General features: G+C 66.1%; 19 protein-coding genes. 14 read left to right on the top strand and 5 right to left on the bottom strand.

From position 1 onward, the window contains the following. Positions 1–71 precede the first annotated feature (71 nt). The 3 genes from J5F18_RS16725 to J5F18_RS16715 all read right to left on the bottom strand — a co-directional run bounded on the left by J5F18_RS16725 (position 72) and on the right by J5F18_RS16715 (position 2,982). Complete coding sequence (locus J5F18_RS16725) at positions 72–935, bottom strand: sugar ABC transporter substrate-binding protein (RefSeq protein ID WP_346299671.1); 864 nt, start codon at positions 933–935, stop codon at positions 72–74. A 308-nt stretch (positions 936–1,243) separates the two neighbouring features. Then, entirely contained in the window at positions 1,244–2,047 is an 804-nt protein-coding gene (iolB, locus tag J5F18_RS16720; protein WP_346299670.1) for a 5-deoxy-glucuronate isomerase, read from the bottom strand. Positions 2,048–2,112: 65 nt separating this feature from the next. After that, positions 2,113–2,982 (bottom strand): MurR/RpiR family transcriptional regulator, encoded by an 870-nt coding sequence (locus J5F18_RS16715; protein WP_346299669.1) that lies wholly within the window; start codon positions 2,980–2,982, stop codon positions 2,113–2,115. A gap of 355 nt (positions 2,983–3,337) precedes the next feature. On the opposite strand from J5F18_RS16715, the gene J5F18_RS16710 reads away from it, so the two are divergent. The 7 genes from J5F18_RS16710 (at position 3,338) to J5F18_RS16680 (ending at position 12,716) form a co-directional block, all read left to right on the top strand. Continuing rightward, a complete protein-coding gene (locus J5F18_RS16710; RefSeq protein ID WP_346299668.1) occupies positions 3,338–4,165 on the top strand; it encodes a TIM barrel protein in 828 nt (275 codons plus the stop codon). Positions 4,166–4,206: 41 nt separating this feature from the next. Next, on the top strand, positions 4,207–5,106 hold the full coding sequence (locus J5F18_RS16705) for a sugar phosphate isomerase/epimerase (RefSeq protein ID WP_346299667.1): 900 nt from the start codon (positions 4,207–4,209) through the stop codon (positions 5,104–5,106). Positions 5,107–5,118: 12 nt separating this feature from the next. Next, complete coding sequence (locus J5F18_RS16700; RefSeq protein ID WP_346299666.1) at positions 5,119–6,129, top strand: Gfo/Idh/MocA family oxidoreductase; 1,011 nt, start codon at positions 5,119–5,121, stop codon at positions 6,127–6,129. Between the two features lie 310 nt (positions 6,130–6,439). Beyond that, a complete protein-coding gene (iolC, locus tag J5F18_RS16695; protein WP_346299665.1) occupies positions 6,440–8,362 on the top strand; it encodes a 5-dehydro-2-deoxygluconokinase in 1,923 nt (640 codons plus the stop codon). Positions 8,363–8,395: 33 nt separating this feature from the next. Beyond that, positions 8,396–10,246: a 3D-(3,5/4)-trihydroxycyclohexane-1,2-dione acylhydrolase (decyclizing) gene (gene iolD, locus J5F18_RS16690; protein WP_346299664.1), complete on the top strand. Its 1,851-nt coding sequence runs from the start codon at positions 8,396–8,398 to the stop codon at positions 10,244–10,246. A 38-nt stretch (positions 10,247–10,284) separates the two neighbouring features. After that, positions 10,285–11,184: a myo-inosose-2 dehydratase gene (iolE, locus tag J5F18_RS16685; protein WP_346299663.1), complete on the top strand. Its 900-nt coding sequence runs from the start codon at positions 10,285–10,287 to the stop codon at positions 11,182–11,184. Positions 11,185–11,213: 29 nt separating this feature from the next. After that, entirely contained in the window at positions 11,214–12,716 is a 1,503-nt protein-coding gene (locus tag J5F18_RS16680; RefSeq protein ID WP_346299662.1) for a CoA-acylating methylmalonate-semialdehyde dehydrogenase, read from the top strand. Between the two features lie 61 nt (positions 12,717–12,777). Here J5F18_RS16680 and J5F18_RS16675 read toward each other — a convergent pair whose 3' ends face one another. Further along, positions 12,778–13,824: a LacI family DNA-binding transcriptional regulator gene (locus tag J5F18_RS16675; RefSeq protein WP_346299661.1), complete on the bottom strand. Its 1,047-nt coding sequence runs from the start codon at positions 13,822–13,824 to the stop codon at positions 12,778–12,780. A gap of 243 nt (positions 13,825–14,067) precedes the next feature. Here J5F18_RS16675 and J5F18_RS16670 point away from each other — a divergent pair, with 243 nt between their 5' ends. The 5 genes from J5F18_RS16670 to J5F18_RS16650 all read left to right on the top strand — a co-directional run bounded on the left by J5F18_RS16670 (position 14,068) and on the right by J5F18_RS16650 (position 20,734). Next, entirely contained in the window at positions 14,068–15,240 is a 1,173-nt protein-coding gene (locus J5F18_RS16670; protein ID WP_346299660.1) for a Gfo/Idh/MocA family oxidoreductase, read from the top strand. 423 nt (positions 15,241–15,663) lie between these two features. Continuing rightward, the gene (locus tag J5F18_RS16665; RefSeq protein ID WP_346299659.1) at positions 15,664–17,379 is read left to right on the top strand and encodes a hypothetical protein; all 1,716 of its coding nucleotides are present in this window, start codon (positions 15,664–15,666) and stop codon (positions 17,377–17,379) included. A gap of 283 nt (positions 17,380–17,662) precedes the next feature. Beyond that, positions 17,663–18,598: a TIM barrel protein gene (locus tag J5F18_RS16660; protein ID WP_346299658.1), complete on the top strand. Its 936-nt coding sequence runs from the start codon at positions 17,663–17,665 to the stop codon at positions 18,596–18,598. A 17-nt stretch (positions 18,599–18,615) separates the two neighbouring features. Further along, positions 18,616–19,788, top strand: a complete 1,173-nt coding sequence (locus J5F18_RS16655; protein ID WP_346299657.1) for a Gfo/Idh/MocA family oxidoreductase — start codon at positions 18,616–18,618, stop codon at positions 19,786–19,788. 64 nt (positions 19,789–19,852) lie between these two features. Beyond that, complete coding sequence (locus tag J5F18_RS16650) at positions 19,853–20,734, top strand: AraC family transcriptional regulator (RefSeq protein ID WP_346299656.1); 882 nt, start codon at positions 19,853–19,855, stop codon at positions 20,732–20,734. Between the two features lie 25 nt (positions 20,735–20,759). On the opposite strand, the gene serA is transcribed toward J5F18_RS16650, so the two are convergent. Beyond that, entirely contained in the window at positions 20,760–21,995 is a 1,236-nt protein-coding gene (gene serA, locus J5F18_RS16645) for a phosphoglycerate dehydrogenase (protein WP_346302261.1), read from the bottom strand. A 322-nt stretch (positions 21,996–22,317) separates the two neighbouring features. Here serA and acnA point away from each other — a divergent pair, with 322 nt between their 5' ends. Together acnA and J5F18_RS16635 are read left to right on the top strand one after the other, a co-directional pair. Continuing rightward, entirely contained in the window at positions 22,318–24,975 is a 2,658-nt protein-coding gene (gene acnA, locus J5F18_RS16640) for an aconitate hydratase AcnA (protein WP_346299655.1), read from the top strand. Then, positions 24,959–25,693: an ABC transporter substrate-binding protein gene (locus J5F18_RS16635; protein WP_346299654.1), complete on the top strand. Its 735-nt coding sequence runs from the start codon at positions 24,959–24,961 to the stop codon at positions 25,691–25,693. The genes acnA and J5F18_RS16635 overlap by 17 nt, the downstream gene beginning before the upstream one ends. The last annotated feature ends 92 nt before the right edge of the window (positions 25,694–25,785 follow it).

Here is a 25,785-nt window from a genome sequence, read left to right as displayed (position 1 = left end):
TTCGGCAGTCATCGTAGCCATGGGGGACTCCTGAGGCGATGAGGGTCCGCCACCGGGCGGACCCGAGACCATTAGTCGGCGAGGAACTCTTCAAGGTTGTCGCGGGTGACGAGCTGGAAAGGCACCATGTTGATGCTCTCGACGGTCTCACCGTTGGCCAGGGCGATGGCCACCTTGACGGCGCCGCCGCCCTGGCCGATCGGATCCTGGAAGACGCTGGCCGCCAGCTCGCCCCGCTGCAGGGAGTCCAGGGCGTCTCGGGTGGCATCGATGCCACCAACCAGGATTTCGTCGGGGGCAATACCCGACTGGCGCATGGCGATCAGCGCGCCCAGCGCCATTTCGTCGTTGTTCGCCGCGATGGCGTCGATCTGCCGACCGCCGACGATCCAGTTGTTCATCAGGTCGATGGCATTGGTGCGCTGATAGTCGGCAGGTTGCTTCTCGATGATTTCGATACCCGGATACCTGGCGGCAACTTCCTCCACGCCTTCGGTGCGCAGATGGGTTGCGCTGGAGGAGAGCTCTCCCAGCATGATGGCGATACGGCCTTCTCCGCCCAGCATTTCGGCCAGTGCCTCCATCTGCAGCTCACCGGCCACCTTCTGCTCTGAGCCGACGAAGGCCACGTTGTCATGATCGAGGTCGTTGCCTTCTGGTTCACGGTTCACGTAGACGAGGGGGATACCGTTCTCGACGGCAACGCGAGTCATCATACCGGTGGCGGCGGTATCCACCGGGTTGATGATGATGGCATCGACGCCCTGGGCGGCCAGGCTCTCGGTGTGGCTGAGCTGACGGCCGATATCCCCTTGGGCATCCAGGATTTGCACATTCCAGCCATGGGATTCGGCCTCTGCCTGCATGGCATTGCGCATGCTGGTGAGGAAGTTGTCATCGAAGTAGGCCACCGACACACCGATGTTCTGGGCCATGGCCGTGGTGGTGCAGGCGGTGAAGAGGGCGGCGCCAAGCAGAAGACGTTTCATGAGGCAGACTCCATTGAGTGTCGTTGTGGTTATTGCTAGCCGGTGCTGGGTGAAGGCATCAGAATTCTATGCGTGCCTTGAATGGAATATAGATTCCATGTTGCAGGAATGCAAAAAATATATTCTATACTTTGGTATATATGGAACAAATGTTCCTTTTAGTGGCGCCCAGAGTCATACGGCAGGCACAAAAAAGCCCCGCCGAGGCGGGGCGAAGAGACGTCAGGCACACGACAATCGAATATGGCGGGGGGTTACTGGTTGGCGATCCACTCATGGGCCGGGTCGTTCTGGAACTTCCAGGCACGCTTGGGGCCGGCCATCACATTGAGGTAGTAGAGGTCGTAGCCGTGGGCGGCACCTACTGGGTGGTAGCCGCGGGGCACCATCACGCAGCAGCCGTTCTCCACCGCCATGGTCTCGTCCAGGGAGCGGTCGTCGGTGTAGACCCGCTGGAAGGCGAATCCCTGAGAGGGGTTGACGCGGTGGTAGTAGGTCTCCTCGAGGATCGACTCCTCAGGCAGGTTGTCCACATCGTGCTTGTGGGGCGGGTAGCTCGACCAGTTGCCGGCCGGAGTGTAGACCTCCACCACCAGCAGGCTGTCCGCCGGCTCGGTCTCCGGCAGGATGTCCTGGATATGGCGGGTATTGGTGCCGCTGCCGCGGGTGCTGCGCTTGACCTGGTCGGGGGTGATCAGCCGCGGCGGGTGGTTGCCCTGGCCGGGTGCGCTGCACACCGCCAGTTCCAGGTCGGTGGTGGCCTCCACGCTGTAGCCCACGCCATTCGGCAAATAGACGGCATAGGGCGGGATCTTCTCGAAGATGTCGAGGCGCTCACCGATCTCTTCCCAGCGATGCTCGCCGCTGGTCACGGTGGCGCGCCCCGCGAGCAGCACCAGGCAGTGCTCGCGGCCTTCGGTATTGGCTTCGAGGCGCTGCCCCTTGGCTAGCTTGTGCACGCGGAAGCCCACGTGCTCCCAGCCGGCGGATGCCGGGGTGACTTCCAGCACCTTGCCCTGGGCATCGGGCTCGTGGGGACGAACGAGGAGTGAGGTCATGGTCATGCCCTCCTGAAACGGTTGCAAGTAAAAAAAGGAGAGTGGTCCTGTAGCGGCTGCGTCGCTCAGCGCACGGCGGGAGATCCTTCCCCTTCCTGGTCGACCTCGTCCCGCGCCCTGTCCTGACGGACGCCCAGGGCGATGGCCAGGGTCTGGGTCAGGCACAGCGAGGCGGTCAGGCCGCGAAAGCTCTTGACCTCCGCCTCATGCACCACCAGCGAGACGTCCGCCAACCGGGCCAGTGGGCTGAGGCTGGAGTCGGTGATGACCACCAGGGGAATGCCTCGCCTGGAAGCCTCTTCCGCAGCTTCTCGTGACTCCTGGGCGTAGGGCGAGAAGCTCACCACCATGAGCGCATCGCGACTGCCCATGGACTTGAGCTGCTCGAGGTGCATGCCGCCCAGGCCGCTGACCAGATGGGTGCGTTTCTCTACGTGCTGCAGGGCGTAGGCCATGTAGCTGGCCACCACGAAGCTGCGTCGGGCGCCCATGACATGCACGATCTCTGCCGCTTCGAAGAGATCCAGCGCGCGCTCCAGGCTACGCAGGTCGGTGCGAGCGGGAAGCTGATCCAGTACGTCCCGGTTGGCTTCGGCAAACTCCCACAGCAGCTGGCTGCTGTCGGGCGTCTCACCGGTGGCGGTGCGTACCGCACGAATCCGCTCGGTGTAGTTGGGCAGCTCGTCCACCAGGCGGGCGCGGAACAGCTGCTGCATCTCCGAGAAGCCCTTGAAGCCGAAGCTATTGGCGAAGCGAATCAGGGTCGAGGGTGTGACGCCTGCCTGCTCGGCCAGCTTTGCCACCGTGGCGAAGGCGACCTCCTGGGGGTGATCGAGAAGGAAGCGCGCGGTCTGCTGCAGTCGACGGCTCAGCGACGGGTAGTCGGCCGTGATGCGCGCTTCCAGCGAAGTGAAGTCCTGGGGTGTCTCATTCATGGTGTCCGCCTTGCTGATGACTGGCCAGCGTTCGGGTGTCGTGTCACATGACTGACGTTACCCTAGCAGAGCGGGAATGAAAATTCCATTCAAACGATGGTCTAGAATGAAGGTCCCAGCAGTTCCAGCACCGGATGTGACGACATGACCGGGGGGCGGTCTGCATCTTTGGTCGTAGAGAGTCTCGCCCCGCCTTGCCTGGATGAGATCTAACCCCCTGATGTTGTGTGCATATGGCGGTGGGGCAGGGTGAGTGATTCGTCTGAGATGGAAAATTCAGTTTGTTGATTTAATGGAATGTATATTCTAGCCTTCAGGCGGACGACAACAACCAAGCCATTCACTGGAGGCCGCCATGGCTCAATACGACGTGAAATTCGCCCTCAACCATATGGTCTGCCCCCGCTGGACCCCGCAGCAGCTGATCGAGGTCGCCGCCGAGATGGGCCTGGGCGCCGTGGAGCTGCGCAACGACGTGGGCGAGAACAGCATCCTCGACCTCGAGGCCGCGCGTGCCGCCGGGCAGCGTGCTCGAGAGCTGGGCATCGAGGTGCTCAGCATCAACGCGCTCTATCCCTTCAATATCTGGAACGCGGAGCGTGAGGCCAAGGCGGATGAGCTGGCTCAGCTGGTGGATGCCGCGGGCGGGCTGGGCCTGGTGCTCTGCCCGCTGGTGGATGCGGACCATTCCGCCAGTGCCGACGAGAAGCGCGCGGGGCTGGAGCGCTCCCTGATCGAACTGGATGCCATCCTCGGGCGCTACGATCTCCAGGGCTTCGTCGAGCCCCTGGGCTTCCCCATCTCCTCGCTGCGCACCAAGGCCGAGGCGGTGAAAACCATCCGTGAGCTGGGGCTGGAGTCGCGCTTCGGCCTGGTTCACGACACCTTTCATCATCGGGGCGCCGGCGAGACCGCCTTCTTCGCTGGGCAAACCGGCCTGGTGCACATCTCCGGCGTGGAGGACCCGGCGCTCGGCTTCGACGACATGCTGGATCCGCATCGCCTGCTGGTCGGCGAGCGTGACCGCCTCGACAACGTGGGGCAGCTCAGCCGACTGCTCGCCGATGGCTACGAGGGGTACGTCTCCTTCGAGCCCTTCGCCGAGGAGGTTCACGCCCTGAAGGATCCCGTTGCGGCCCTTCAGCAGAGCATGGCCTTCATTCGTGCCGGCCTGACACGCTGAGCCCCCATATCACCGCACCCTTCCACCAGGAGGACGACATCATGAAGATCGCTCTCGATCCCCATATGCATCGCCATCTGTCGTTGCCGGAAATCTGCCGCCTGACCAAGGAGCTGGGCTACGACTACATCGAGCTGTCGCCACGCCCGGACTTCATGGTTTGGTGGACCCGGCCGCGTACCTATCCGGCCGCCGTGCAGGCCTTCAAGAAGGCGATGCGCGAGCACGACGTGGGCCTGGCCACCATGCAGCCCATGTACCGCTGGTCCAGCCCCTACCGCGACGAGTGGGAAATGGCCATGGACAACTGGAAGCGCATCATCGAGGTGGCCGTGGAGCTGGGGTGCGACACCCTGATCTCGGAGTTTGGGCGCGGCGGCTCCGTGGAGCGCTCCCAGGCCGACCGTCAGGGCATTCACACCCCGGAGGCCTGCGAGAACGCCTTCTGGCGCTCCATGGACGTGCTGGTGCCGATCCTCGAGCGCGAGGGCCTGACGCTGAGCGTCGAGCCTCACCCGGAAGACTGGATCGAGACCATGGAGCCGGCGGTGGAGATCATCAAGACCATCGACTCCCCGGCGGTGAAGTGCTCCTACATTGCACCGCACTGCTTCTATTACGGTGACGATCTGGCCGAGACCATTCGCGCCACCAAGGGCGAGCTGGTCCACGCCCGGGTTGCCGACACCTTCAATCATAAGGCCTCCTCCGAGTTGCGCTACATCGTCAACCCGCCGGGCTCCGAGGCCCGCGTCCATCAGCACCTGGATATCGGCCAGGGCGAGATCGACTGGGACGTCTTCTTCAAGACCCTGCACGAGGTCGGCTTCGACGGCGTGCTCTCCAGCTGTGTCTTCGGCTGGGAGGAGCGAGCCGTGGAGTCATCCCGCTTCATGCGTCAGGAAATTCAGCGTTACGTCGACAAGTACTGGAACCAATAAAAGGACAACATCATGACCGTCAGAATCGGAGTCATCGGCACCGGGATGATCGGCGAGGAGCACGCCCGCCGCATCACCCAGCAGCTTACCGGCGGCGAGATCGTCGCCGTCACCGACGTCAACATGGAACAGGCCCGGGCCGTGGTCGACCGCCTGGGGCTCTCCGCCCGCGTCTACGAGGATGGCCAGGCGCTGATTGCCGCCGAGGACGTGGATGCCGTACTGGTCACCTCCTGGGGGCCGACCCACGAGGAGTATGTGCTGGCGGCCATCGCGGCCGGCAAGTACGTGTTCTGCGAGAAGCCGCTGGCCACCACCGCCGAGGGCTGCCGCCACATCATCGATGCCGAGATCGAGGCCGGCCGCCGCCTGGTGCAGGTGGGCTTTATGCGTCGCTACGACAGCGGCTACCGAATGATGAAGGAGGCCATTGATGGCGGTCAGCTGGGCGAGGCGCTGATGGTGCACGCCGCCCATCGCAACCCCGAGGTGCCGGAGCGCTATATCACCCCCATGGCGATCCACGACACCCTGATCCACGAGCTGGACACCTTCCGTTGGCTGCTCGACGACGACTACAAGAGCGCCCAGGTGGTCTTCCCGCGCAAGACCCGTCATGCCCATAGCCAGGTCGCCGATCCGCAGATCGTCATGCTGGAGACCGTCAAGGGCGTGCGCATCGACGTGGAGGTGTTCGTCAACTGCCGCTACGGCTACGACATCCAGTGCGACGTGGTCGGCGAGGAGGGCGTCGCCCGCCTGCCCGAGCCACAGAGCCTGCAGTTTCGCCAGGCCGGCCGGCTCAGCAACGAGATCCTCCAGGATTGGAAGAAACGTTTCAGCGAGGCCTTCGACGTGGAACTCCAGGCCTTTATCGATGGCGTGGCCGCCGGCGGCATCGGTGGGCCCTCTTCCTGGGACGGCTATGCCGCGGCGATCACCGGGGATGTCTGCGTCAAGGCCCAGGAGAGCGGCGCCATCGAGCCCATCGAGATGCCCGAGCGGCCAGCCTTCTACGCCTGAGTATTCCGTCTCGTGCCGCACAGCCCCGGACCCGGCAGGGACCGGGGCTGTTCTTTGTTTGGCAGGGGATCCTTGTTTGGCAAGAGGATTTCGTTTGGCCAGCGCGCTTTGTTGTGAGGGGAGCGCTTGGTTTGTCGAGCGCTCATGCGACTAAAGAAGAACGAATCATCATTTCCATTCATTGAACAGATGGAATCTTTGTTCTAAAATGGATCTCAAGTGGAATACATAAACCGGCATCTTCAACCATCAACGATCGCCGAGCCGTGATAGCAGGGCTCGGGACTGGACAAGCCTAGGATGCGAGCCCATGAATGATACCAAGACCCTCGATCTGATCTGCCTGGGGCGTGCCGCCGTCGACCTCTATGGCGAGCAGGTCGGCAGCCGCCTGGAGGACATGAGCGGCTTCGCCAAGTACCTCGGCGGCTCCTCCGCCAATATCGCCTATGGCACCGCGCGCATGGGACTCACGTCCGCCATGCTGACCCGGGTCGGCGACGAGCATATGGGGCGTTTCGTGCGCGAGGAGCTGGCGCGTGCCGGCGTCGATATCAGCCATGTGGTGACCGACCAGGAGCGCCTCACCGGCCTGGTGATCCTGGGCATCAAGGATCGCGACACCTTCCCGCTGATCTTCTACCGCCATGACTGCGCCGACATGGCCATCGATGCTAATGATTTCAGCCCGGAGTTCATTGCCTCGAGCCGGGCGCTGCTGATCACCGGCACCCACTTCTCCACCGAGCAGACCTATCAGGCCAGCAAGACCGCCATCGAATACGCCAAGGCGGCCGGCACCAAGGTGATCCTCGACATCGACTATCGCCCGGTGCTGTGGGGCCTGACCACCCTGGGTGACGGCGAGACCCGCTTCATCTCCAACGAGGGCGTCAGCCGCCACCTGCAGACCATCCTGCCCGACCTGGACCTGGTGGTGGGCACCGAGGAAGAGGTGCATATCGCCGGCGGCAGCACCGATACCATCACCGCCCTGAAGACGATTCGCGAGCTCACCGATGCCACCATCGTGCTCAAGCTCGGCGCCCAGGGCTGCACCGTGCTCGACGGTGCCATTCCCGACAGCGAGGCCTCCTTCGAGGTGCATACCGGGGTTCGGGTGGACGTGCTCAACGTGCTGGGCGCCGGCGACGCCTTCATGAGTGGTTTCCTGCGCGGCTGGCTGCGGGGCGAATCCCATGCCCGGAGCTGCGCCTATGCCAACGCCTGCGGCGCTCTGGTGGTCTCCCGCCATGGCTGTGCCCCGGCGATTCCCAGCGCCGAGGAGCTCGACGACTACCTGTCCCGGGCCGAGTCGATCCCGCGCCCGGACCTGGACGCGCGGCTCAACTACCTGCACCGGGTCACCACCCAGCGCACCGCCACCGAGTGGAACGACCTGTGCATCCTGGCCTTCGATCACCGCAAGCAGCTCTTCGACATGGCCCGGGAGGCGGGCGCCGATCCCTCGCGCATCCCCACTCTCAAGCGCCTGCTGGTCCAGGCCACCGAGCGCGGCAGCCAGCAGCTTGGCGCGAGCCAGGTGGGCGTGCTGATCGACGACACCTACGGCCAGGATGCCCTCAACGACGTCACCGGCCGCGGCTGGTGGATCGGCCGCCCGGTGGAACTGCCCAGCTCCCGGCCCATCGAGCTGGAGGGCGGCCGCGATATCGGCTCGCGCCTCAAGAACTGGCCGCAGGAGCATATCGTCAAGTGCCTGGTGTTCTATCACCCGGAGGACCATGTCGAGCTGCGGCGCGCCCAGGAGCGCCAGGTGCTGGAGCTCTATCGGGCCTGCTGCGCCTCTGGTCACGAGCTGTTGCTGGAGATCATTCCACCGCGCGACCAGGTCAGCAACGACGACACCTATCTCAACACCATGCAGCGCATCTACAACCTGGGGGTGCAGCCCGACTGGTGGAAGCTGCCGCCCCAGAGCCCGGCCGCCTGGCGGCGGATCGGCGACCTGCTGGCGGCGCGCTCCCCCCACTGCCGCGGCGTGGTGATGCTGGGCCTGGATGCGCCGGCCGAGGAGCTCAAGCAGGGCATCCTCGACAGCGCCGGCGCCGAGGTCTGCAAGGGCTTTGCCGTGGGTCGCACCATCTTCGGCGAGCCGAGCCGCCGCTGGCTGCGCGGCGACTTCGACGACGAGCAGCTGATCGAGGCCGTGGTGGCCAACTACCTCGCACTGGTGGAAACCTGGCAGGCGCGTCAGCGCACCGCTGCCTGACCCCTCTGGACTCCTGATCAAGGGCAAATGACCATGACTACCATTCGACTCACCATGGCCCAGGCCGTCGTCCGCTACATGATGGCCCAGAAGGTCGAACTCGACGGCGAGATCCAGCCGCTCTTCCCCGGGGTCTGGGCGATCTTCGGCCACGGCAACGTGGCCGGCCTGGGCGAGGCGCTCTACCAGGCCCGCGAGACCCTGCCCACCTACCGGGCCCATAACGAGCAGGGCATGGCCCACGCCGCCATCGCCTACGCCAAGACGCTGAACCGCCGTCAGGTGATGGCCTGCACCGCCTCGGCGGGGCCGGGCTCCACCAACATGGTCACCGCCGCCGCCGTGGCCCACGTCAATCGCCTGCCAGTGCTCTTCCTGCCGGGGGACACCTTCGCCACCCGCCTGCCCGACCCGGTGCTGCAGCAGGTCGAGAACTTCCACGACCACACCCTGACCTCCAACGACTGCTTCAAGCCGGTGAGTCGCTTCTTCGACCGCATCACCCGCCCGGAGCAGCTGCTCACCTCGCTGCCCCAGGCGGTACGGGTGCTCACCGATCCGGTGGAGTGTGGCCCGGTGACCCTGGCACTGCCCCAGGACATCCAGACCTTCGCTTACGACTATCCCGCGCACTTCTTCGCCGAGAAGGTGTATCGCCCGCGTCGCCAGGCCGCCGACCGCCGGGAGCTTGAGGATGCCATCGCTCTGATCCGCCAGGCGAAGAAGCCGCTGGTGATCGCCGGTGGCGGCACCCACTACGCCGACGCCCTGGCCGAGTTCGATGCCTTCGTTTCTGCCTACCACCTGCCGGTGGGCGAGACCCAGGCCGGCAAGGGGGCCTTGCCCTGGGACCACGAGCAGAACCTGGGCACCATCGGTGTCACCGGTGGCGCCGCGGCCAATGCGCTGGCCGCCGAGGCCGACCTGATCATCGCCGTGGGCACCCGCCTAGGCGACTTCGCCTCCGGATCCCGGGCCCTGATCAACCCCGAGGCCAGGCTGCTCTCCATCAACGTCGCTTCCTTCGATGCGGTCAAGCACAAGGGCCAGGCCCTGGTGGGCGATGCCAAGCTGACCCTGCCGGAGCTCAGCGCCGGCCTCGACGGCTGGCGGCCCGAGGGCGCCTGGATCGAGCAGGCCGCCGAGCTGCGCGCCGACTGGAACCGCACCGTCGAGCGGGTCACCGCCGACCGCGGCACCAACCTGCCCTGCGACGCCGAGGTGGTGGGGGCGGTGAACCGCGCCGCCGGTGAGCGCGACATCGTGGTGTGTGCCGCCGGCGGGCTGCCCGGTGAGCTGCAGAAGCTGTGGCGCACCCGGTTCGATCGCGGCTACCACATGGAATACGGCTACTCCTGCATGGGCTACGAGCTGGCCGGCGGGCTGGGCGCCAAGATGGCGATGCCCGACTCCGAGGTCTTCGTCATGGTGGGCGACGGCTCCTATCTGATGCTCAACTCCGAGATCGCCACCTCGGTGATGCTGGGCCACAAGATCATCGCCGTGGTGCTCGACAACCGTGGCTACGGCTGTATTCACCGCCTGCAGCAGTTCTGCGGTGGCCCCGGCTTCAATAACCTGCTCGACGACTGCCTGACCGTGGAGGAGGGCGCGCCCAAGACCGATTTCGCCGCCCATGCCGAATCGCTCGGGGCGAAGGCCGAACAGGTGGGCAACATCCAGGAGCTGGAAGCGGCCCTGGAGCGTGCCAAGGCCTCCGACATCAGCTACGTGATCGCCATCGACACCGATGCCCTGGCCGACACCCAGGACGGCGGAGCCTGGTGGGACGTGGCGGTGCCCGAGGTCTCGGAGCGCCCCGAGGTCAACGAGGCTCGTGAGCGCTACGAGGCTTACAAGGCCCGCCAGTTCCAGAACATCTAACTCTCGACCACCACCACGAGCGCTTTCAGGAGTCCATCATGAGCGTAAGACTGGGCATCAACCCCCTGACCTGGACCAACGACGACATGCCGTCGCTGGGCGGCGATACCCCTCTGGAGACCTGTCTCTCCGAGGGCAAGCAGGCCGGCTTCGCCGGCTTCGAACTGGGCCACAAGTTTCCCCGCGACCCCGAGGTGCTGGGGCCGATCCTGGCGGGCCACGGCCTGTCGCTGGTCTCCGGCTGGTACAGCGGCGGGCTCTTGACCCGCAGCGCCGAGGAGGAGATCGAGGCGCTCAAGCCCCACCTGCACCTGCTCAAGTCGCTGGGCGCCAAGGTGATGGTGTTCTGCGAGGTGACCCGCTGCGTGCACGGCCAGCGCGACGTGCCGCTCTCCCATACCCCGACCATGAGCGAGGCGGAGTGGCAGACCTTCCTGCCGCGCCTCAACGAGGTGGCCGACTACTGCCAGGCTCAGGGTGTGCAGATCGCCTACCACCACCACCTGGGCACGCTGATCGAGAGCGAGGCCGAGATCGACCGGTTGATGGCCGGCACCCAGCCCTCCGTGGGCCTGCTGCTCGACTCCGGCCACCTGGTGGGCGCCGGCGGTGACCCCCTCGCCGTCCAGAAGAAGTACGCCGAGCGCATCAACCACGTGCACTGCAAGGACATCCGCCAGGAGGTGCTGGCCGACGTGCGCAACCGCGACCTGAGCTTCCTGGAGGGCGTGCTCAACGGCATGTTCACCGTGCCGGGTGACGGCTTTATCGACTACACCAGCCTGTTCAGGCAGCTCGCGGCCAGCGACTACGCGGGCTGGCTGGTGGTCGAGGCGGAGCAGGACCCCGCTGTGGCCCATCCGCTGACCTATGCGCGCCTGGGCTGCGACAACCTCAAGCGCTTCTGTGCCGAGGCCGGACTCCAGGTCACCGAATAATCCGACTCACGACGACAAGAGGAGCCCCTATGAGCATTCTGGGCAACTATATCAATGGCCAGGCCGTGGCCAGCCAGAGCGGTCGCACCGCGCCCGTCTACAACCCCGCCACCGGCGAGCAGAGCCTGCAGGTCGCGCTCTCCTCGGCCGACGAAACCCGCGAGGCGGTGCGCGTCTCCCACGAGGCCTTCGCCAGCTGGTCCAAGGTCAGCCCGCTGAAGCGCTCGCGCATCCTGTTCAAGTTCAAGGCGCTGGTCGAGGAGCACGCCGACGAGCTGGCGCGGCTGATCGCCAGCGAGCACGGCAAGGTGTTCTCCGACGCCAAGGGCGAAGTGACCCGCGGCCTGGAGGTCGTCGAGTTCGCCTGCGGCATCCCGCATCTGCAGAAGGGCGAGCACTCCCTCAACGTGGGCACCGGGGTGGACAGCTACTCCCTGATGCAGCCGCTGGGCGTCTGCGCCGGCATCTCGCCGTTCAACTTCCCGGCGATGGTGCCGATGTGGATGTTCCCCGTGGCCCTGGCCTGCGGCAACACCTTCATCATGAAGCCCTCCGAGAAGGATCCCTCCACGCCGATGCGCCTCGCCGAGCTGCTCAGCGAGGCCGGGCTGCCCGACGGCGTCTTCAACGTGGTCAACGGTGACAAGGAGTCGGTGGACGTGCTGCTCACCGACGAGCGAGTCCAGGCGGTGAGCTTCGTCGGTTCCACGCCGATTGCCGAGTACATCTACTCGACCGCCTCTGCCCACGGCAAGCGGGTCCAGGCCCTGGGCGGCGCCAAGAACCATATGGTGGTCATGCCCGACGCCGACCTCGACCAGGCCGTGGGGGCGCTGATGGGGGCCGCCTACGGCTCGGCCGGCGAGCGCTGCATGGCGATATCGGTGGCCGTGCCGGTGGGCGAGGAGACCGCCGAGCGGCTGCGCGAGAAGCTGGTGGCCGAGCTCGACAAGCTGCGCGTCGGCCCGGGCCTCGTCGACGGTCCCGACAACGACATGGGCCCGCTGGTTACCCGCGAGCACCTGGAGAAGGTCACGGGCTATATCCAGGCCGGCGTGGACGAGGGCGCCGAGCTGGTGGTGGACGGCCGCCGGGCGGTGATCGAAGGCGCCGGCGATGGCTACTTCGTGGGCGGTAGCCTCTTCGACCGCGTCAAGCCGGGCATGCGCATCCACCGCGAGGAGATCTTCGGCCCGGTGCTGGCCATCGCCCGCGCGGCGAGCTTCGACGAGGCCGTGGAGATGATCAACGACCACGAGTACGGCAACGGCACCGCCATCTTCACCCGCGACGGCGACGCCGCCCGCCAGTTCTGCGAGCAGATCCAGGTGGGCATGGTGGGCGTCAACGTCCCGATCCCGGTGCCCATGGCCTTCCACAGCTTCGGTGGCTGGAAGCGCTCGCTGTTCGGCCCGCTGCACATGCACGGCCCCGACGGCGTACGCTTCTACACCCGGATGAAGACCATCACCCAGCGCTGGCCCAGCGGCATCCGGGAAGAGACCAACCACTTCACCATGCCGACCCACTGATCGCGCCCGCGAAGCGGGACACCGTGACAACGAGCGCCGGAGCCGCGAGGCTCCGGCGCTCTTATGTGGGGGGCAAGAGCCCGATGCGGTGGGAGCGCCGCAGGATCAGCTCGCCGCGCGTCAGGTGCTGGGTCTCGGCCTCCGGTCGCTCGACCACCCGTCGGACGGCCTCGCTGACCAGCGCCTGGAGGGGCTGCCGGTAGGTGGTCAGCGCGTAACGAGGTGAGGCGGCCAGCTCGATATCATCGAAGCCGATGATGGCCATCTGCTGGGATAGCCCCCGCTCGGAGAGGGCGTCCAGGGCGCCGATGGCCAGTATATCGTTCTCGCAGAACAGCGCCTCGAGGCGCTCGCCAGGGGACGTGGTGTCCAGGTAGGCCGCCAGGGTGGTGAGCCCGCACTCGCGGCGATAGTGGCCGGCATCCAGAATCTCGATGGCGCCTACCCCATGCTCCGTGAGTCCCTCCCGGAAGCCCGCCAGGCGCCGCAGGCGGGTGGACTCGCTGGCCGGGCCGGTCATATAGCCGATCCGGCGGTAACCCTGAGCGCTCAGCAGGTCGGCGATCTCGCGGCCGGCGGCGTGCCCGTCGGTGGCGACGGCCTGGATATCGGGCTCCTCGCAGTTCCGGTAGAGCACCACCAGCGGGATATGGCGAATATCCCGGGCCAGTCGGATCAGCTCGTCGGTCAGCACGGTGCCCAGAAAGATCAGGCCATCCACCTGGAACTGATCGGCCAGCGAGATGGCCGAGCCGTGACGGTTGTCGTTGGTGATGTTGAGCAGCATGGAGAGGTAGCCCCGTCGCTGCAGCTGCAGGCTGACCTCGTTGAGCAGTGGCAGCATGTTGGGGTTGTCCATCTCGTCCACCACCAGGCCCACGATGCGGGTCTGACGCGTGGTGAGGCTGCGCGCCAGCAGGTTGGGGCGATAGCCCAGCGCGGCGGCAGCCTGCAGTACCCGATCACGCGCCTGGGGCGAGATGGAGGCTCCCTCGGTGAAGGCACGCGAGACGGTCCACTTGGAGACGCCGGCACGCTCGGCCACATCGCTGGCGGTCACCTTGTGGGCACTGACCATCTCGCCCTCGTTCTTGGACTTTTTGATCAAGATTTCCCCTTGACGGAAATTTTGTTCCATTCTAGTCTGGCTTGCAACCGGGTGCAAAGCGGTTTCGAGCCTAGCACAAACGGGAGCTTCAAGGCCGTGTCGCGGGACAGGGCATTTTTTTGACAGCCGGTTGCAACCGGGTGCAAGAGGCCTCGAAGACACCAGTGCCGCAGGCCGCAAGTGCCGTAGCGCCCGGGGGCACGGCAATTGACGGATAACAATCGACAAATGAGGAGAGGTGACATGCTGAATGGTGAGAAGACGACTACGCGCCCGCTACGCTGGGGCATGGTGGGCGGTGGCCGCACCGGCCAGGTGGGTTACAAGCACCGCACCGGCGCCCTGCGTGACGGCACCTACCAGCTGTTGGCAGGAGCCTTCGATCTCGACGCCGAGCGCGGCCGCGACTTCGGTACCAACCTGGGAGTCGCCGAGGAGCGCTGCTACGCCACCTATCAGGAGCTGATCGCTGGTGAGGCCTCACGCGAGGACGGCGTCGAGGTGGTGTCGATTGCCACCCCCAACGTCACCCACTACGAGATCACCAAGGCGTGCCTGCAGGCGGGGCTGCATGTGATCTGCGAGAAGCCGCTGTTCTTCACCGTCGCCGAGTGCGAAGAGGTGGCCAGGCTGGCCGAGGACAAGGGCCTCATCGTGGGCGTGTCCTACGGGTTCTCCGGCCACCCGCTGGTCCATCAGATGGCCGCCATGGTCAGGAAGGGCATGCTGGGCGAGATCCGCATCGTCGATATGCAGTACACCCACGGCTTCAACTCGGGTGACGATGAAGGTGCCGGCGAGGCGGTGAAGTGGCGCACCAACCCCGAGACCGCCGGCCCCACCTTCGTGCTGGGCGATATCGGCACCCACCTCTACTACCTCTCCGAGGTGGTGCTGCCGCACCTGAGGGTCGAGAAGCTGCTCTGCGACCGCAAGGCGTTCATTCCGACCCGCGCGCCCCTCGAAGACCACGCCACGGTGCTGATGCACTACGACAACGGGGCGCGCGGGCGGCTCTGGGTGTCGTCGGTGAACGCCGGCCACATGGGGTCGCAGCGCTACCGTTTCATCGGCTCCCAGGCCTCCCTCGAGTGGTCCGATGCCCATCCCGACCAGCTGATCTATGAAGTGCAGGGCGAGCCGCCCCGTACCCTGCATCACGGCATGCCCTACCTCGAGGAGGAGAGCCTGGCGATCGATCGCATGGGTGCACTGCACACCGAGGGGCTCGGTGACAGCTGGGCCAACATCTATCTGTGGATCGCCCAGGCCATCGACGCCAGGCGGCGCGGCGATGACGCCTTCCTGAAGGCCCATCACTACCCGGGGATCGCGGCCGGCACCGAAGGCGTGCGCTGGCTGGAGAACTGCGTGCGCTCGGCCGACAGCGGCTCGGCATGGGTCGATTACCAATGAGTTGTGTCGATGACACCCTATTGAATCAGGCAGTCGCGACGTTCCCTTGAGCCTCTCTGAATGCGGGTGAGGATGGGAGCGCTGGGCGACAACACAGCTTAGGTCCGCTTCCAGGACATCCATGACGTGATCACCACCCCCGAGTGGGGTGGTCTGGGTATCGTGCAGGGGCAGGATGCGGACTTCCAGCGCATCGGGTCCGAGCAACTGGCTGACCTCAGGCACCGCTACTGAAGGTGCGGGTTGCTCCTTGGTGTGCCAGGTGTTCCAGGGCCCCTTCTCGTGGAGTCCGCGTTGATGCTCGACTATGGTCTAGTGCTCTCGGTTTGAATATTCCTTCCGTGGAATCTATATTCTGGATCTAGTATTCCAGTCCCTCGTCATCCACCTGCTGGCGAGAGGCCAACCACAGCGGAGACGCACATGAGCACCCAGTCCTCGACACTGTCTGCAGCCGATGTCGGCGCGTCGTCGGCAGACACCAGCCAGGGTGGAGAATTCGAACACCAGCGGATTCCGGCCAGTCGTCAGCTGAGCGGCAAGTACTTCCTTGGTTCCTATGCCGGCGAACATGTCGCCGGCACCGAATTCGTGATCGGCGCCTCCCTGGTGGCGCTGGGCGTGAGCACCAGCGACCTGCTGTGGGGCCTGCTGATCGGTAACCTCTTCGCCGTGCTCTCCTGGGCCTGGGTGTGCAGCCCGGTGGCAGTGCGTTCGCGCATGACCATCTACTGGTACCTGGAGCGCCTGGCCGGCAAGCGTTTCTCGCTGGTCTACAACCTGCTCAACGGCTTGATCTTTGCCGTAGTGTCCGGGGCCATGATCACCGTCTCGGCCTCGGCGTTCCGGGTGGTGACCAGCATTCCGCCACAGACCGCCTGGTACCCCCAGAGCCTGAGCTTCGTGGCCCTGGTGCTCTTCGTGGGCGCCATCACGGTGTGGATGACCATCAAGGGTTTCAAGCTGATTGCCAATTTCTCCACCGTCTGCTCGCCCTGGATGGCCACCATGTTCCTGGCCAGCGGTGTGGTCACCATCCCGGTGCTGCTGCACATGGGGCAGTTGGACGGCATCACCACGCTTTCCGGGGTGGTCGATACCTTCGTCTGGACCGGCGCCACCCCCGATGGTGATCCGGGCATCTCCGTCTGGGTGATTGCCGCCTGGGCCTGGGGGGCCAACCTGCCCATGCACCTGGGCATGAGCGACATGTCGATCCTGCGCTTCGCGCGCAAATCCTCCTACGGCTACTTCTCTGCGGCCGGCATGTATATCGGCCACTACATGGCCTGGGTCTGCGCAGGCATGATGGGCGCCACCGCGGCGCTGCTGGCCGGCTCCCAGCTCACCGAAATGGACCCCGGTGGCGTGGCCTTCCGCATCCTCGGTGCCATGGGCCTGATCGCCGTGGTGATCGCTGGCTGGACCACCTCGATTCCCAGCCTCTACCGCGCCGGGCTGGCCTTCCAGTCGGTATTTCCCAAGTACTCCCGAGTCCAGGTGACGATGGTCACCGGGCTGGCAACCACCCTGATCGCCTGCTTCCCCTTCGTCTTCACCCAGTGGCTCAATGTGCTCTCCTACTTCATCATGCTGATCGCCCCGGTGGGCGCCATCATCGCCGCCGAGCACTTCCTGCTGCCGCGCCTGGGCATGCGCCCCTTGTGGCGTGAGCACCGCGGTCTCGCCGACAACCGTCCGGCCTTCCTGGCCTGGGGCATCGGGGTGATGACCGGCGTCCTGCTGCTGATGGAGGGCTCGCTGCACCTCTTCACCCTGTTCATTCCGGTGTGGCTGGTGAGTGTCATCGCCTACCCGCTGCTGTGCCGGGCCCTGGGCGTGCAGCGTGAAACGGGGATCGACTACTATGCCGAGGCCTATGGCCCCGTGCATCCGCCGGAGGTCCCCGGCGGCGAGGCTGAAGAGCAGCGTCCGGTGCGCGTACTCGACCCCTGGTACTTTACCGCCGTGGCCTGTCTGCTGGTGATTCTCGGGGCGGCTGGCTGGGCCTGGTTCAACGGTGCCGATGCGGTGGCCCACCTCGGCAGCTTCCAGACCCTGATCGTGATACCGACCGCGCTTTACTTCCTCTCGGCCACGCTGTGGATGAAGAACCGCCGCAAACCCAAGACCGCCTGAACACGATCTCGGGTTGTCTTCTCCCCGCGACGGGCCGGCCTAGTGCCGGCCCGTCGTTGCCTGTGGGAAGGAGCGTCGCGGGCAAGCGCAACAAAGTGATAGTCATGAGCCCGGTGCTCGCGGTGGTCGGGGCCGTGAGGCCGGCGTTGGCGGCTTGTCAGTGGCGGCCCCAGTCCGAAACAATCGCAAGAATGTGACATCGGGGCCGGCGCAGGCCTGCTGTAATGGTGCTCGACCGGGCATGAGCCCAACACCAATGACAATCGCCAGCGGAGCCACCCGAATGAGCATGCGAATCGCCAGCGCGCCCTGCTGTTGGGGCGTCGACAACGTCAACAGTCCTCACCTGCCGCCCTGGCAGAAGGTACTGGATGAGGCCGCCGAGGCGGGCTACAAGGGGCTGGAGCTGGGCCCCTACGGTTACCTGCCCCTGGACCGGGAGCGGCTCGGCCAGGCGCTGGATGAGCGTGGCCTGAAGGTGGTCGCCGGCACCATCTTCGACGACCTGGTCGACCCGGCCAACCGGGACAGCCTGGTCAAGCAGACCCACGAGATCTGCGCCTTCCTCACGCAGCTGCCCGAGCTGCCGCGGGCGGCGGGCCAGCACTTCCCCGCCCCCTATCTGGTCGTAATCGACCATGTGCATGCCGAGCGCAGCCGCTACGCCGGCCATTCCGACGAGGCGCCCCGTCTCGACGATGACCAGTGGGCCACCATGATGGGCCATATCCGGACCATCGCCGAGCTGGCCCACCGCGAGTATGGCGTCCGTGCCGTTATCCACCCCCATGCCGGCGGCTATATCGAGTTTGCCGACGAGATCCAACGCCTGCTGGCGGATATCCCCTACGAGATCGCCGGCCTCTGTCTGGATACCGGCCATCTCTATTACGCCGGCATGGATCCGGTGACCTGGCTCCGCGAGCAGGCGGATCGCCTGGACTACCTGCATTTCAAGGATATCGAACCGCGGGTCTTCGCCGAGGTCATGGCCAGCCGGGTGGACTTCTTCGAGGCCTGCGCCCGTGGGGTGATGTGCCCCATCGGCCAGGGTGTGGTGGACTACGACGCCCTCTACCCGCTGCTCAAGGAGATCGACTACCAGGGCTATATCACCATAGAGCAGGAGCGCGACCCGCGGGATGCCGACGGCAGCCTCGCCGCCGTGACTGCCAGCCTCGAGTACCTGAAGGGCCGGGGCTTCCAGGCCGACGTCTGACCACAGGAGACATGACCATGATCCAGGGTGACCTGAAGGTAGCCGCGCCCATTCGCTGGGCGATGGTGGGCGGCGGACGCGGCAGCCAGATCGGCTATATCCATCGCTGTGCGGCACTGCGCGACAACAGCTTCCAACTGGTGGCCGGCGCCTTCGACATCGACCCCGAGCGGGGGCGCGAATTCGGTCAGGCGCTGCGGGTAGCGCCCGAGCGCTGCTATCCGGATTACCAGACCCTGTTCGCCGAGGAGGCCAAACGGCCGGACGGTATCCAGGCGGTCTCCATCGCCACGCCCAACGGTACCCACTATGCCATCTGCCAGGCGGCGCTGGAGGCCGGTCTGCACGTGGTCTGCGAGAAGCCGCTCTGCTTCAGCGTGGAGGAGGCCGAGGTGCTGCATGACCTGGCCGAGAGGCAGAACCGCTTCGTTGGGGTGACCTATGGCTATGCCGGGCACCAGCTGATCCGCCAGGCCCGCGAGATGATCGCCGCCGGCGAGCTGGGTGAGATCCGCATGGTGCACATGCAGTTCGCCCATGGCTTCCATAGCGAGGCCGTGGAGGCAGCCAACCCCAGTACCCGATGGCGGGTCGATCCCAAGCATGCCGGGCCCAGCTACGTGCTCGGCGACCTGGCAACGCACCCCTTCTACATCGTCGAGGCGATGCTGCCGGAGCTGCGCATCTCGCGTCTGCTCTGCGCGCGCCAGAGCTTCGTGACAAGTCGTGCGCCCTTGGAGGACAACGCCTATGTGTTGATGGAGTACGAAGGTGGCGTCATGGGCCACCTGTGGGCCTCGGCGGTCAACGCCGGCTCCATGCACGGCCAGAAGGTGCGGGTGATCGGCTCCCGCGCCAGCCTCGAATGGTGGGACGAGCGGCCCAACCAACTGCGCTACGAGGTGCAGGGCGAGCCGGTCCGGCTCCTTGAGCGGGGTATGGACTACCTGTATCCCGAGGCGCGGGAGGACGACCGTATCGGCAGCGGTCACCCCGAGGGGCTCTTCGAGGCCTGGGCCAACCTCTATGCCCGCTTCGCCTTGGCCATGGAGGCGATGGATTGCGGGGACACCGGTGCCATCGAAACCTTGGCTGTTCCCGACATTCATGCCGGCGTCGAGGGCGTGCGCTGGGTGGCACACTGCGTGCGCTCCGCCGAGGCAGGAGGGGTGTGGGTCGATTACCACTGAGGGCAGTGCGAGCCGGTCCACGGCAAGCAAGTCGTGGTCTGGCACCCTGGGGGACTGAGAGAAGATGACGGATATCCACCATTGCTCCGGAGGGCCGTCGGTCATCCAGCGATTCCGGCAGCCGAGCGCCGGCAGCCGGCTGGCCATCGAGCGGCCCGCCGAGCTGCTCTATATGTGCCGGGCCGAGGGGAGCCAGAGTGATATGCCCCGGGCCATGCATCGCCATGATGACTGCGCCGAGCTCGTCTTTATCAGCGAGGGGTTGGGCACCCATATCATCGGCGGGCAGGAGTACCGGACGCGACGGGGGGATGTGCTCATCTATAACAGCGGTACCCTGCATGACGAGTCGGCAAGTCCCGAGGTGGGCATCGTCGCCTACTGCTGCGGCTTCCGGAATCTCCAGCTCAGGGGGTTGCCGGTCAATCACCTGGTGACCGAACAGGGGTGTCCGGTACTGGCCAGCGGCGAGCACCACGACACATTCGAGGGCCTGATGCGGCTGCTCTACGACCAGGTGTGGCAGGGAAGCGACGAGATCTGTCACCATCTGCTGCAGGCGCTGATTCAGCTGGTGGGGCGCCTGCTGGAGCGGCACGAGCCACGCCTCGACCTCCCCGGCTACGACTTCGGCCAGGAGGTGCGCCGCTATATCGACGAGCGATATGCCGAGGCGCTCGACCTGCAGAACATGGCCGAGCGCTTCAAGGTCAGTCACTTCCATCTTGCCCACCGCTTCAAGACCGCGGTGGGCTGTTCGCCCATTCACTACCTGATCCGGCGCCGGGTCGGCGAGGCCCAGTCGCTGCTGATCACCACCGACCTGAGCGTCGCCGAGATCGCCGAACGGGTGGGGTATCGCCACGCCAGCTATTTCACGACCGCCTTCAAGAAGGTGGTGGGGGTGACGCCCGGTGATTATCGTCGGCGCTATTTGAGCGATTGAGCAGCGCCAGCTTTCGCACAGCGCCTCAGCAGGGAAACAGCTCTCGCACCCGCAGCGTATGGCGGATCTGGCTGAGTGCCTGCTTGGCCTCGTCGTCGTAGCGCCCGTCGGATTCGATCACCACGTAGCCGACCTTGTCGTTGGTCTGCAGATACTGACCGGCGATGTTGATGTCGTGCTCGGCGAGCACTCGGTTGATCTCGGAGAGCACCCCGGGCACGTTGGCGTGGATGTGCAGCAGGCGGTGCTTGCCGGGATGAGGCGGCAGCAGTACCTCGGGAAAGTTGACCGCCATCATGGTGGAGCCGTTGTCCGAGTAGGTGATCAGCCGCTCGGAGACCTCGATGCCGATGTTTTCCTGGGCCTCCAGGGTGGAAGCCCCGATGTGCGGGGTGAGGATGACGTTGGGAAGTCCGCGCAGCGGGCTCTCGAAGACCTCGTCGTTACCCTTGGGCTCCACCGGGAAGACGTCGATGGCCGCCCCATTCAGCTTGCCGGCCTTGATGGCCTCAGCCAGGGCCTCGATCACCACCACCTTGCCGCGGGACGCATTGAGCAGGATGCCGCCATCCTTCATCAGGGCGATCTGCTCGGCGCCGATCATCCACTGGGTGGAGGGCAGCTCAGGCACGTGCAGGCTGACCACGTCGGCGCGGGCCAGCAGCGTCTCGAGGCTGGCCACCTGGCGGGCGTTGCCCATGCCCAGCTTGGTCACCACGTCGTAGTAGATGACGTCGAAACCCAGCGATTCGGCCAGCACCGAGAGCTGGGAGCCGATATTGCCGTAGCCGACGATGCCCAGCGTCTTTCCGCGGGCCTCGTGGGAGCGCTTGGCGCTCTTCAGCCAGCCGCCCTGGTGGGCGCGGGCGTTCTTCTCGGGGATGCCGCGAAGCAGCATGATCGCCTCGGCCAGCACCAGCTCCGCCACCGAGCGGGTGTTGGAGTAGGGGGCGTTGAACACCGGGATGCCGCGCCCCAGCGCCGCGTCGAGGTCGACCTGGTTGGTGCCGATGCAGAAGCAGCCCACGGCGTTGAGCTTCTCGGCGGCGGCGAAGACCCGCTCGGTGAGCTGGGTACGCGAGCGGATGCCGAGGAAGTGGACGTCGCGGAGCTTGTCGATCAGCGCGGCCTCGTCCAAGGATCCGGACAGCGCCTCGATATTGGTGTAGCCGGCGTTGCGCAGGTTATCCAGGGCGCTCTGGTGGACCCCCTCCAGCAGCAGGATCTTGATGGCGCTCTTGCTCAGTGATGTCTCGTGCATGGCGTGCATTGGAAGAGTCTCTTCGATAACGAGGGATGCGAATGTCGCGGAGGGAAGTGATCTCCTATTTTGTGCTTGTGTTGGTAAAAATACAATACGAGAAAAGAGAGGCAGTCTCAGCTTGGGCTGTCTGCGAGTCCTTGTCTGCCGGAAGGCGGTAGGTGGAGGGTGCTGGAAGCGTGGGGATTAGACTAAAGACATAGCATGCGCATTTTGGGACTGATTGCATTTTTGAGTATTAAAATGCAATGATGGCTCATCATCCGGCTGGCAGGAACAGGCGAATCCTGCCCGGCAGCCCTCAACAACGTGCGGTGCTTTCATGAAATATTTCAATAGCTTGAGCAGCCATCCAGGGGGCCGGCTTAGCCTCCATGGGCAGGACTATGCCTTCGTCGATCTCCCCGGGCTCTTCGGAGCGCGGCTGCGGGAACTGCCGATGGTGCTGCGTCTGCTGCTCGAGAATATCGTGCGTCATGCACGGGGCGAGGAGCGCGAGCGGGCGGTCGCGGCGATCTTCGACTGGCTGGGCAGTGGCACCAGCCAGGCCGAGATCGCTTTCCAGCCGGGGCGCGTGCTGATGCACGACACCACCAGCACCCCGGCCTTGGTGGATATCGCCGCGATGCGCGATGCGATCGCCGAGGCGGGCGGCAACCCCGCGGCCCTGACGCCTTGCCTGCCAGTGGATGTTTCGGTGGACCACTCCCTGGCGGTGGAGGTCTTCGCCACCAGCTCCGCCGCGGAGGAGAACCTGCAGCATGAGATGCGCCGCAACCGCGAGCGCTACCGCTTCCTGCGCTGGGCGTCTAGCGCCCTCGAGGGCGTGCGGATCCATCCGCCGGGCACGGGCATCATGCACACCCTCAATCTCGAGCAGCTGGCCACGGTGGTGACCACCGAGACCCGCGAGGGTGAGACGTGGCTGGTGCCGGATGTCATGCTCGGAACCGACAGCCACACGCCGATGATCAACGGCATCGGGGTGCTGGGCTGGGGCGTGGGCGGGCTCGAGGCCGAGACGGTGATGTTCGGCATGCCGACCATGCTGCGCATTCCCGAAGTGATCGGAGTGCGCCTGGTGGGGAAGCTGGCCCCCGAGGCCCAGGCGACCGACCTGGCGCTGGTGGTAACCAAGCGCCTGCGGGAGCTGGATGTCACCGGCAAGTTCGTGGAGTTCTTCGGGCCCGGCGTGAGTTCGCTGACCGCCGGCGACCGGGCCGTGGTCGCCAACATGGCGCCCGAGTACGGCGCCACCACGGGCTTCTTCGCCGTCGACGACCAGACGCTGCGCTACCTGCGCGACACGGGCCGCCCGCCCGAGGCGGTGGCGCGGCTCGAGGCCTACTGCCGGGCGGCCGGCCTGTGGTTCGACCCCCAGGCCAAGCCCACCTACACCGCGTCGATCGAGATCGATCTAAGCGCCATCGGGGTCCAGGTGGCCGGCCCCACCCGGCCCCAGGATCTGCACGATGTCGGTGACGTGCCGCGGGTGCTGGACGGCCTGGCTTTCACCCCGGCGCAGGGCGCGGACCTGCCGCGCCACCCGGTGGCCATCGCCGCCATCACCAGCTGCACCAATACCAGCGACCCGCGCCTGATCGTCACCGCCGGCCTGCTGGCGCGCAACGCCCGGCGCCACGGCCTGACGCCGCCGGCCTGGGTGAAGACCTCGCTGGCCCCGGGCTCGCCGGCGGCGGCCTCCTACCTGAAGCGGGCCGGGCTGCTGGAGGAGCTGGCGGCGGTGGGCTTCGATATCGTCGGCTACGGCTGCACCACCTGCATCGGCAACCCCGGGCCGCTGACCCGCGAGATCGCCGAGGCGCAGGCGGCGGGCGCGTGCCGGGCCGTGGCGATCCTCTCGGGCAACCGCAACTTCCCCGGCCGGGTCCATCCGGAGCTGGATCTCGGCTTCATCATGTCGCCGGCACTGGTGGTGGCCTTCGGCCTGGCCGGCGATGCCGAGCATGACCTGACGCGCCGGCCGCTGGGGCAGGGCAGCGATGGCAACGACGTCTATCTGCGCGATCTCTGGCCTTCGCGGGAAGAGGTCGACGCCGCCGTCGCCGAGGCCACCGATGCCGCTGACTTCGCGGCCGACTTCCGCCGGGCGAGCCGCAATGCCGCCTGGGAGGCCCTGGACGCGCCGCAGAGTGCGCGCTTCCCCTGGGACGCCGACTCCACGGCGCTGCGCCGGCCGCCCTTCGCATCGGTCACGGAGGGCAGCCAGCTCGGCCACTACACCGCCTACCCGCTGCTGGTGCTCGGCGACGACGTGACCACCGACCATATCTCGCCGGCCAGTGCCATCCCCCCCGACAGCCGGGTGGCCGACTTCCTGGTGGCGCGGGGCGAGCGCCGCGACGACCTGAACGTGTTCGCCTCGCGGCGCGGCAACTGGGAGGTAATGGTCCGGGCCGCCTTCCACAACAAGAGTCTGAGCAATCGCCTGGCGCCGGGGGCTCCGGTCGCTCATACCCGGCATGTGCCCAGCGGCGAGGTGATTCCGATCGTGGACGCCGCCGAGCGCTACCGGGCAGCGGGGGAGTCCGTGGTGGTGGTGGCTGGCGAGCGCTATGGCATGGGCTCGTCGCGAGACTGGGCGGCCAAAGGGCAGCGTCTGCTTGGGATACGCGCCGTGCTCGCGGTGAGCTTCGAGCGTATCCATCGCTCGAACCTGATCGGCATGGGCATCCTGCCGCTGGCGCTGCCCGAGGGGATGAGCGCGGCGAGCCTGGCGATCGGCGTGGGCGACCGGCTCGAGATCGCGGCCGAGGCCGGCCGGCTGGTGCCGCGAGCGGAGATCCCCGTGACGCTGTGGCGCGCCAGCGGCGAGGCGGAGCAGTTCCTTGCCGCGGCCCAGGTCGATACCCAGGCCGAGATTGCGCTGCTCGAGGCGGGAGGCGTGATCCCCTCCATTCTCCGGCAGACCCTGAATCCGCTGGCAGACGAAGGAGTATCGCATGAAAGCAACCGATGACGTGCGTCGGGCCATGGCCCCCCAAGGGGTGCTGAGAACGACGATCAACCTGGGCAATCCGATCCTGGCCGGCCGGGATCCGGAAACGACCCGGCCCCACGGCATCTCAGTGGATCTGGCCACGCGGATTGCCGAGCGGCTCGGCGTCGAGCTCGAGCTGCTGGTCTTCGACTCGGCGGGCCAGGCTGTGGCCGCCGTCGACGCGGGCCAGGCCGATATGGGCTTCTTCGCCCGGGATCCCGAGCGGGGGCAGGGCATCGACTTCACACCGCCCTATGTGCTGATCGAGGGCTGCTACCTGGTGCCCGATGCCTCGCCAATTACCGACATGACGGAGGTCGACCGGCCGGGCAACCGCGTCGTGGTGGGCAAGGGGAGCGCCTATGACCTCTTCCTCAGTCGCGCCATTCAACACGCCGAGATCCAGCGGTCGTCCACCTCCCCGGCGGTGGTGGCGTACTTCCTCGAGCACGAGCTTGAGGTGGCGGCGGGCGTCAAGCAGCAACTCGAGGCCGGCATCGAAGAGTACGGTGGTATGAGGCTACTGCCGGGGCGTTTCATGACGATCGAGCAGGCCATGGGGGTACCGAAGGGGCGTGACCCGCTGGCGAGGGAGTTCCTCGCGGCCTTTATCGAGGAGGTGAAGTCAGAGGGCGTGGTGGCAGAGCTGATGGCGCGCCACGGGATCGAGGGCGCCACCGTGGCTCCGCAGGCGTGACGGTAACCCGGTTCGAACGCCCGCCATGTCGATGACCCGGGGGCGTCGCCTCGGGCTGCTGAGGTCGCTGATCGCGGGCGCTGCGGGAGGGG

The sequence above is a fragment of the Halomonas sp. BM-2019 genome (assembly GCF_017584085.1).
The sequence above is the reverse complement of the archived record's forward strand: the minus strand, read 5'-3'. Positions and strand labels throughout refer to the sequence as shown.

What these genes read in the sequence shown, in the direction of transcription:
- J5F18_RS16725 (WP_346299671.1), bottom strand. Translation starts at nt 935, where the DNA reads ATGGCCCAGAACATCGGTGTGTCGGTGGCCTACTTCGATGACAACTTC.
- iolB (WP_346299670.1), bottom strand. Translation starts at nt 2,047, where the DNA reads ATGACCTCACTCCTCGTTCGTCCCCACGAGCCCGATGCCCAGGGCAAG.
- J5F18_RS16715 (WP_346299669.1), bottom strand. Translation starts at nt 2,982, where the DNA reads ATGAATGAGACACCCCAGGACTTCACTTCGCTGGAAGCGCGCATCACG.
- J5F18_RS16710 (WP_346299668.1), top strand. Translation starts at nt 3,338, where the DNA reads ATGGCTCAATACGACGTGAAATTCGCCCTCAACCATATGGTCTGCCCC.
- J5F18_RS16705 (WP_346299667.1), top strand. Translation starts at nt 4,207, where the DNA reads ATGAAGATCGCTCTCGATCCCCATATGCATCGCCATCTGTCGTTGCCG.
- J5F18_RS16700 (WP_346299666.1), top strand. Translation starts at nt 5,119, where the DNA reads ATGACCGTCAGAATCGGAGTCATCGGCACCGGGATGATCGGCGAGGAG.
- iolC (WP_346299665.1), top strand. Translation starts at nt 6,440, where the DNA reads ATGAATGATACCAAGACCCTCGATCTGATCTGCCTGGGGCGTGCCGCC.
- iolD (WP_346299664.1), top strand. Translation starts at nt 8,396, where the DNA reads ATGACTACCATTCGACTCACCATGGCCCAGGCCGTCGTCCGCTACATG.
- iolE (WP_346299663.1), top strand. Translation starts at nt 10,285, where the DNA reads ATGAGCGTAAGACTGGGCATCAACCCCCTGACCTGGACCAACGACGAC.
- J5F18_RS16680 (WP_346299662.1), top strand. Translation starts at nt 11,214, where the DNA reads ATGAGCATTCTGGGCAACTATATCAATGGCCAGGCCGTGGCCAGCCAG.
- J5F18_RS16670 (WP_346299660.1), top strand. Translation starts at nt 14,068, where the DNA reads ATGCTGAATGGTGAGAAGACGACTACGCGCCCGCTACGCTGGGGCATG.
- J5F18_RS16665 (WP_346299659.1), top strand. Translation starts at nt 15,664, where the DNA reads ATGAGCACCCAGTCCTCGACACTGTCTGCAGCCGATGTCGGCGCGTCG.
- J5F18_RS16660 (WP_346299658.1), top strand. Translation starts at nt 17,663, where the DNA reads ATGAGCATGCGAATCGCCAGCGCGCCCTGCTGTTGGGGCGTCGACAAC.
- J5F18_RS16655 (WP_346299657.1), top strand. Translation starts at nt 18,616, where the DNA reads ATGATCCAGGGTGACCTGAAGGTAGCCGCGCCCATTCGCTGGGCGATG.
- J5F18_RS16650 (WP_346299656.1), top strand. Translation starts at nt 19,853, where the DNA reads ATGACGGATATCCACCATTGCTCCGGAGGGCCGTCGGTCATCCAGCGA.
- serA (WP_346302261.1), bottom strand. Translation starts at nt 21,995, where the DNA reads ATGCACGAGACATCACTGAGCAAGAGCGCCATCAAGATCCTGCTGCTG.
- acnA (WP_346299655.1), top strand. Translation starts at nt 22,318, where the DNA reads ATGAAATATTTCAATAGCTTGAGCAGCCATCCAGGGGGCCGGCTTAGC.
- J5F18_RS16635 (WP_346299654.1), top strand. Translation starts at nt 24,959, where the DNA reads ATGAAAGCAACCGATGACGTGCGTCGGGCCATGGCCCCCCAAGGGGTG.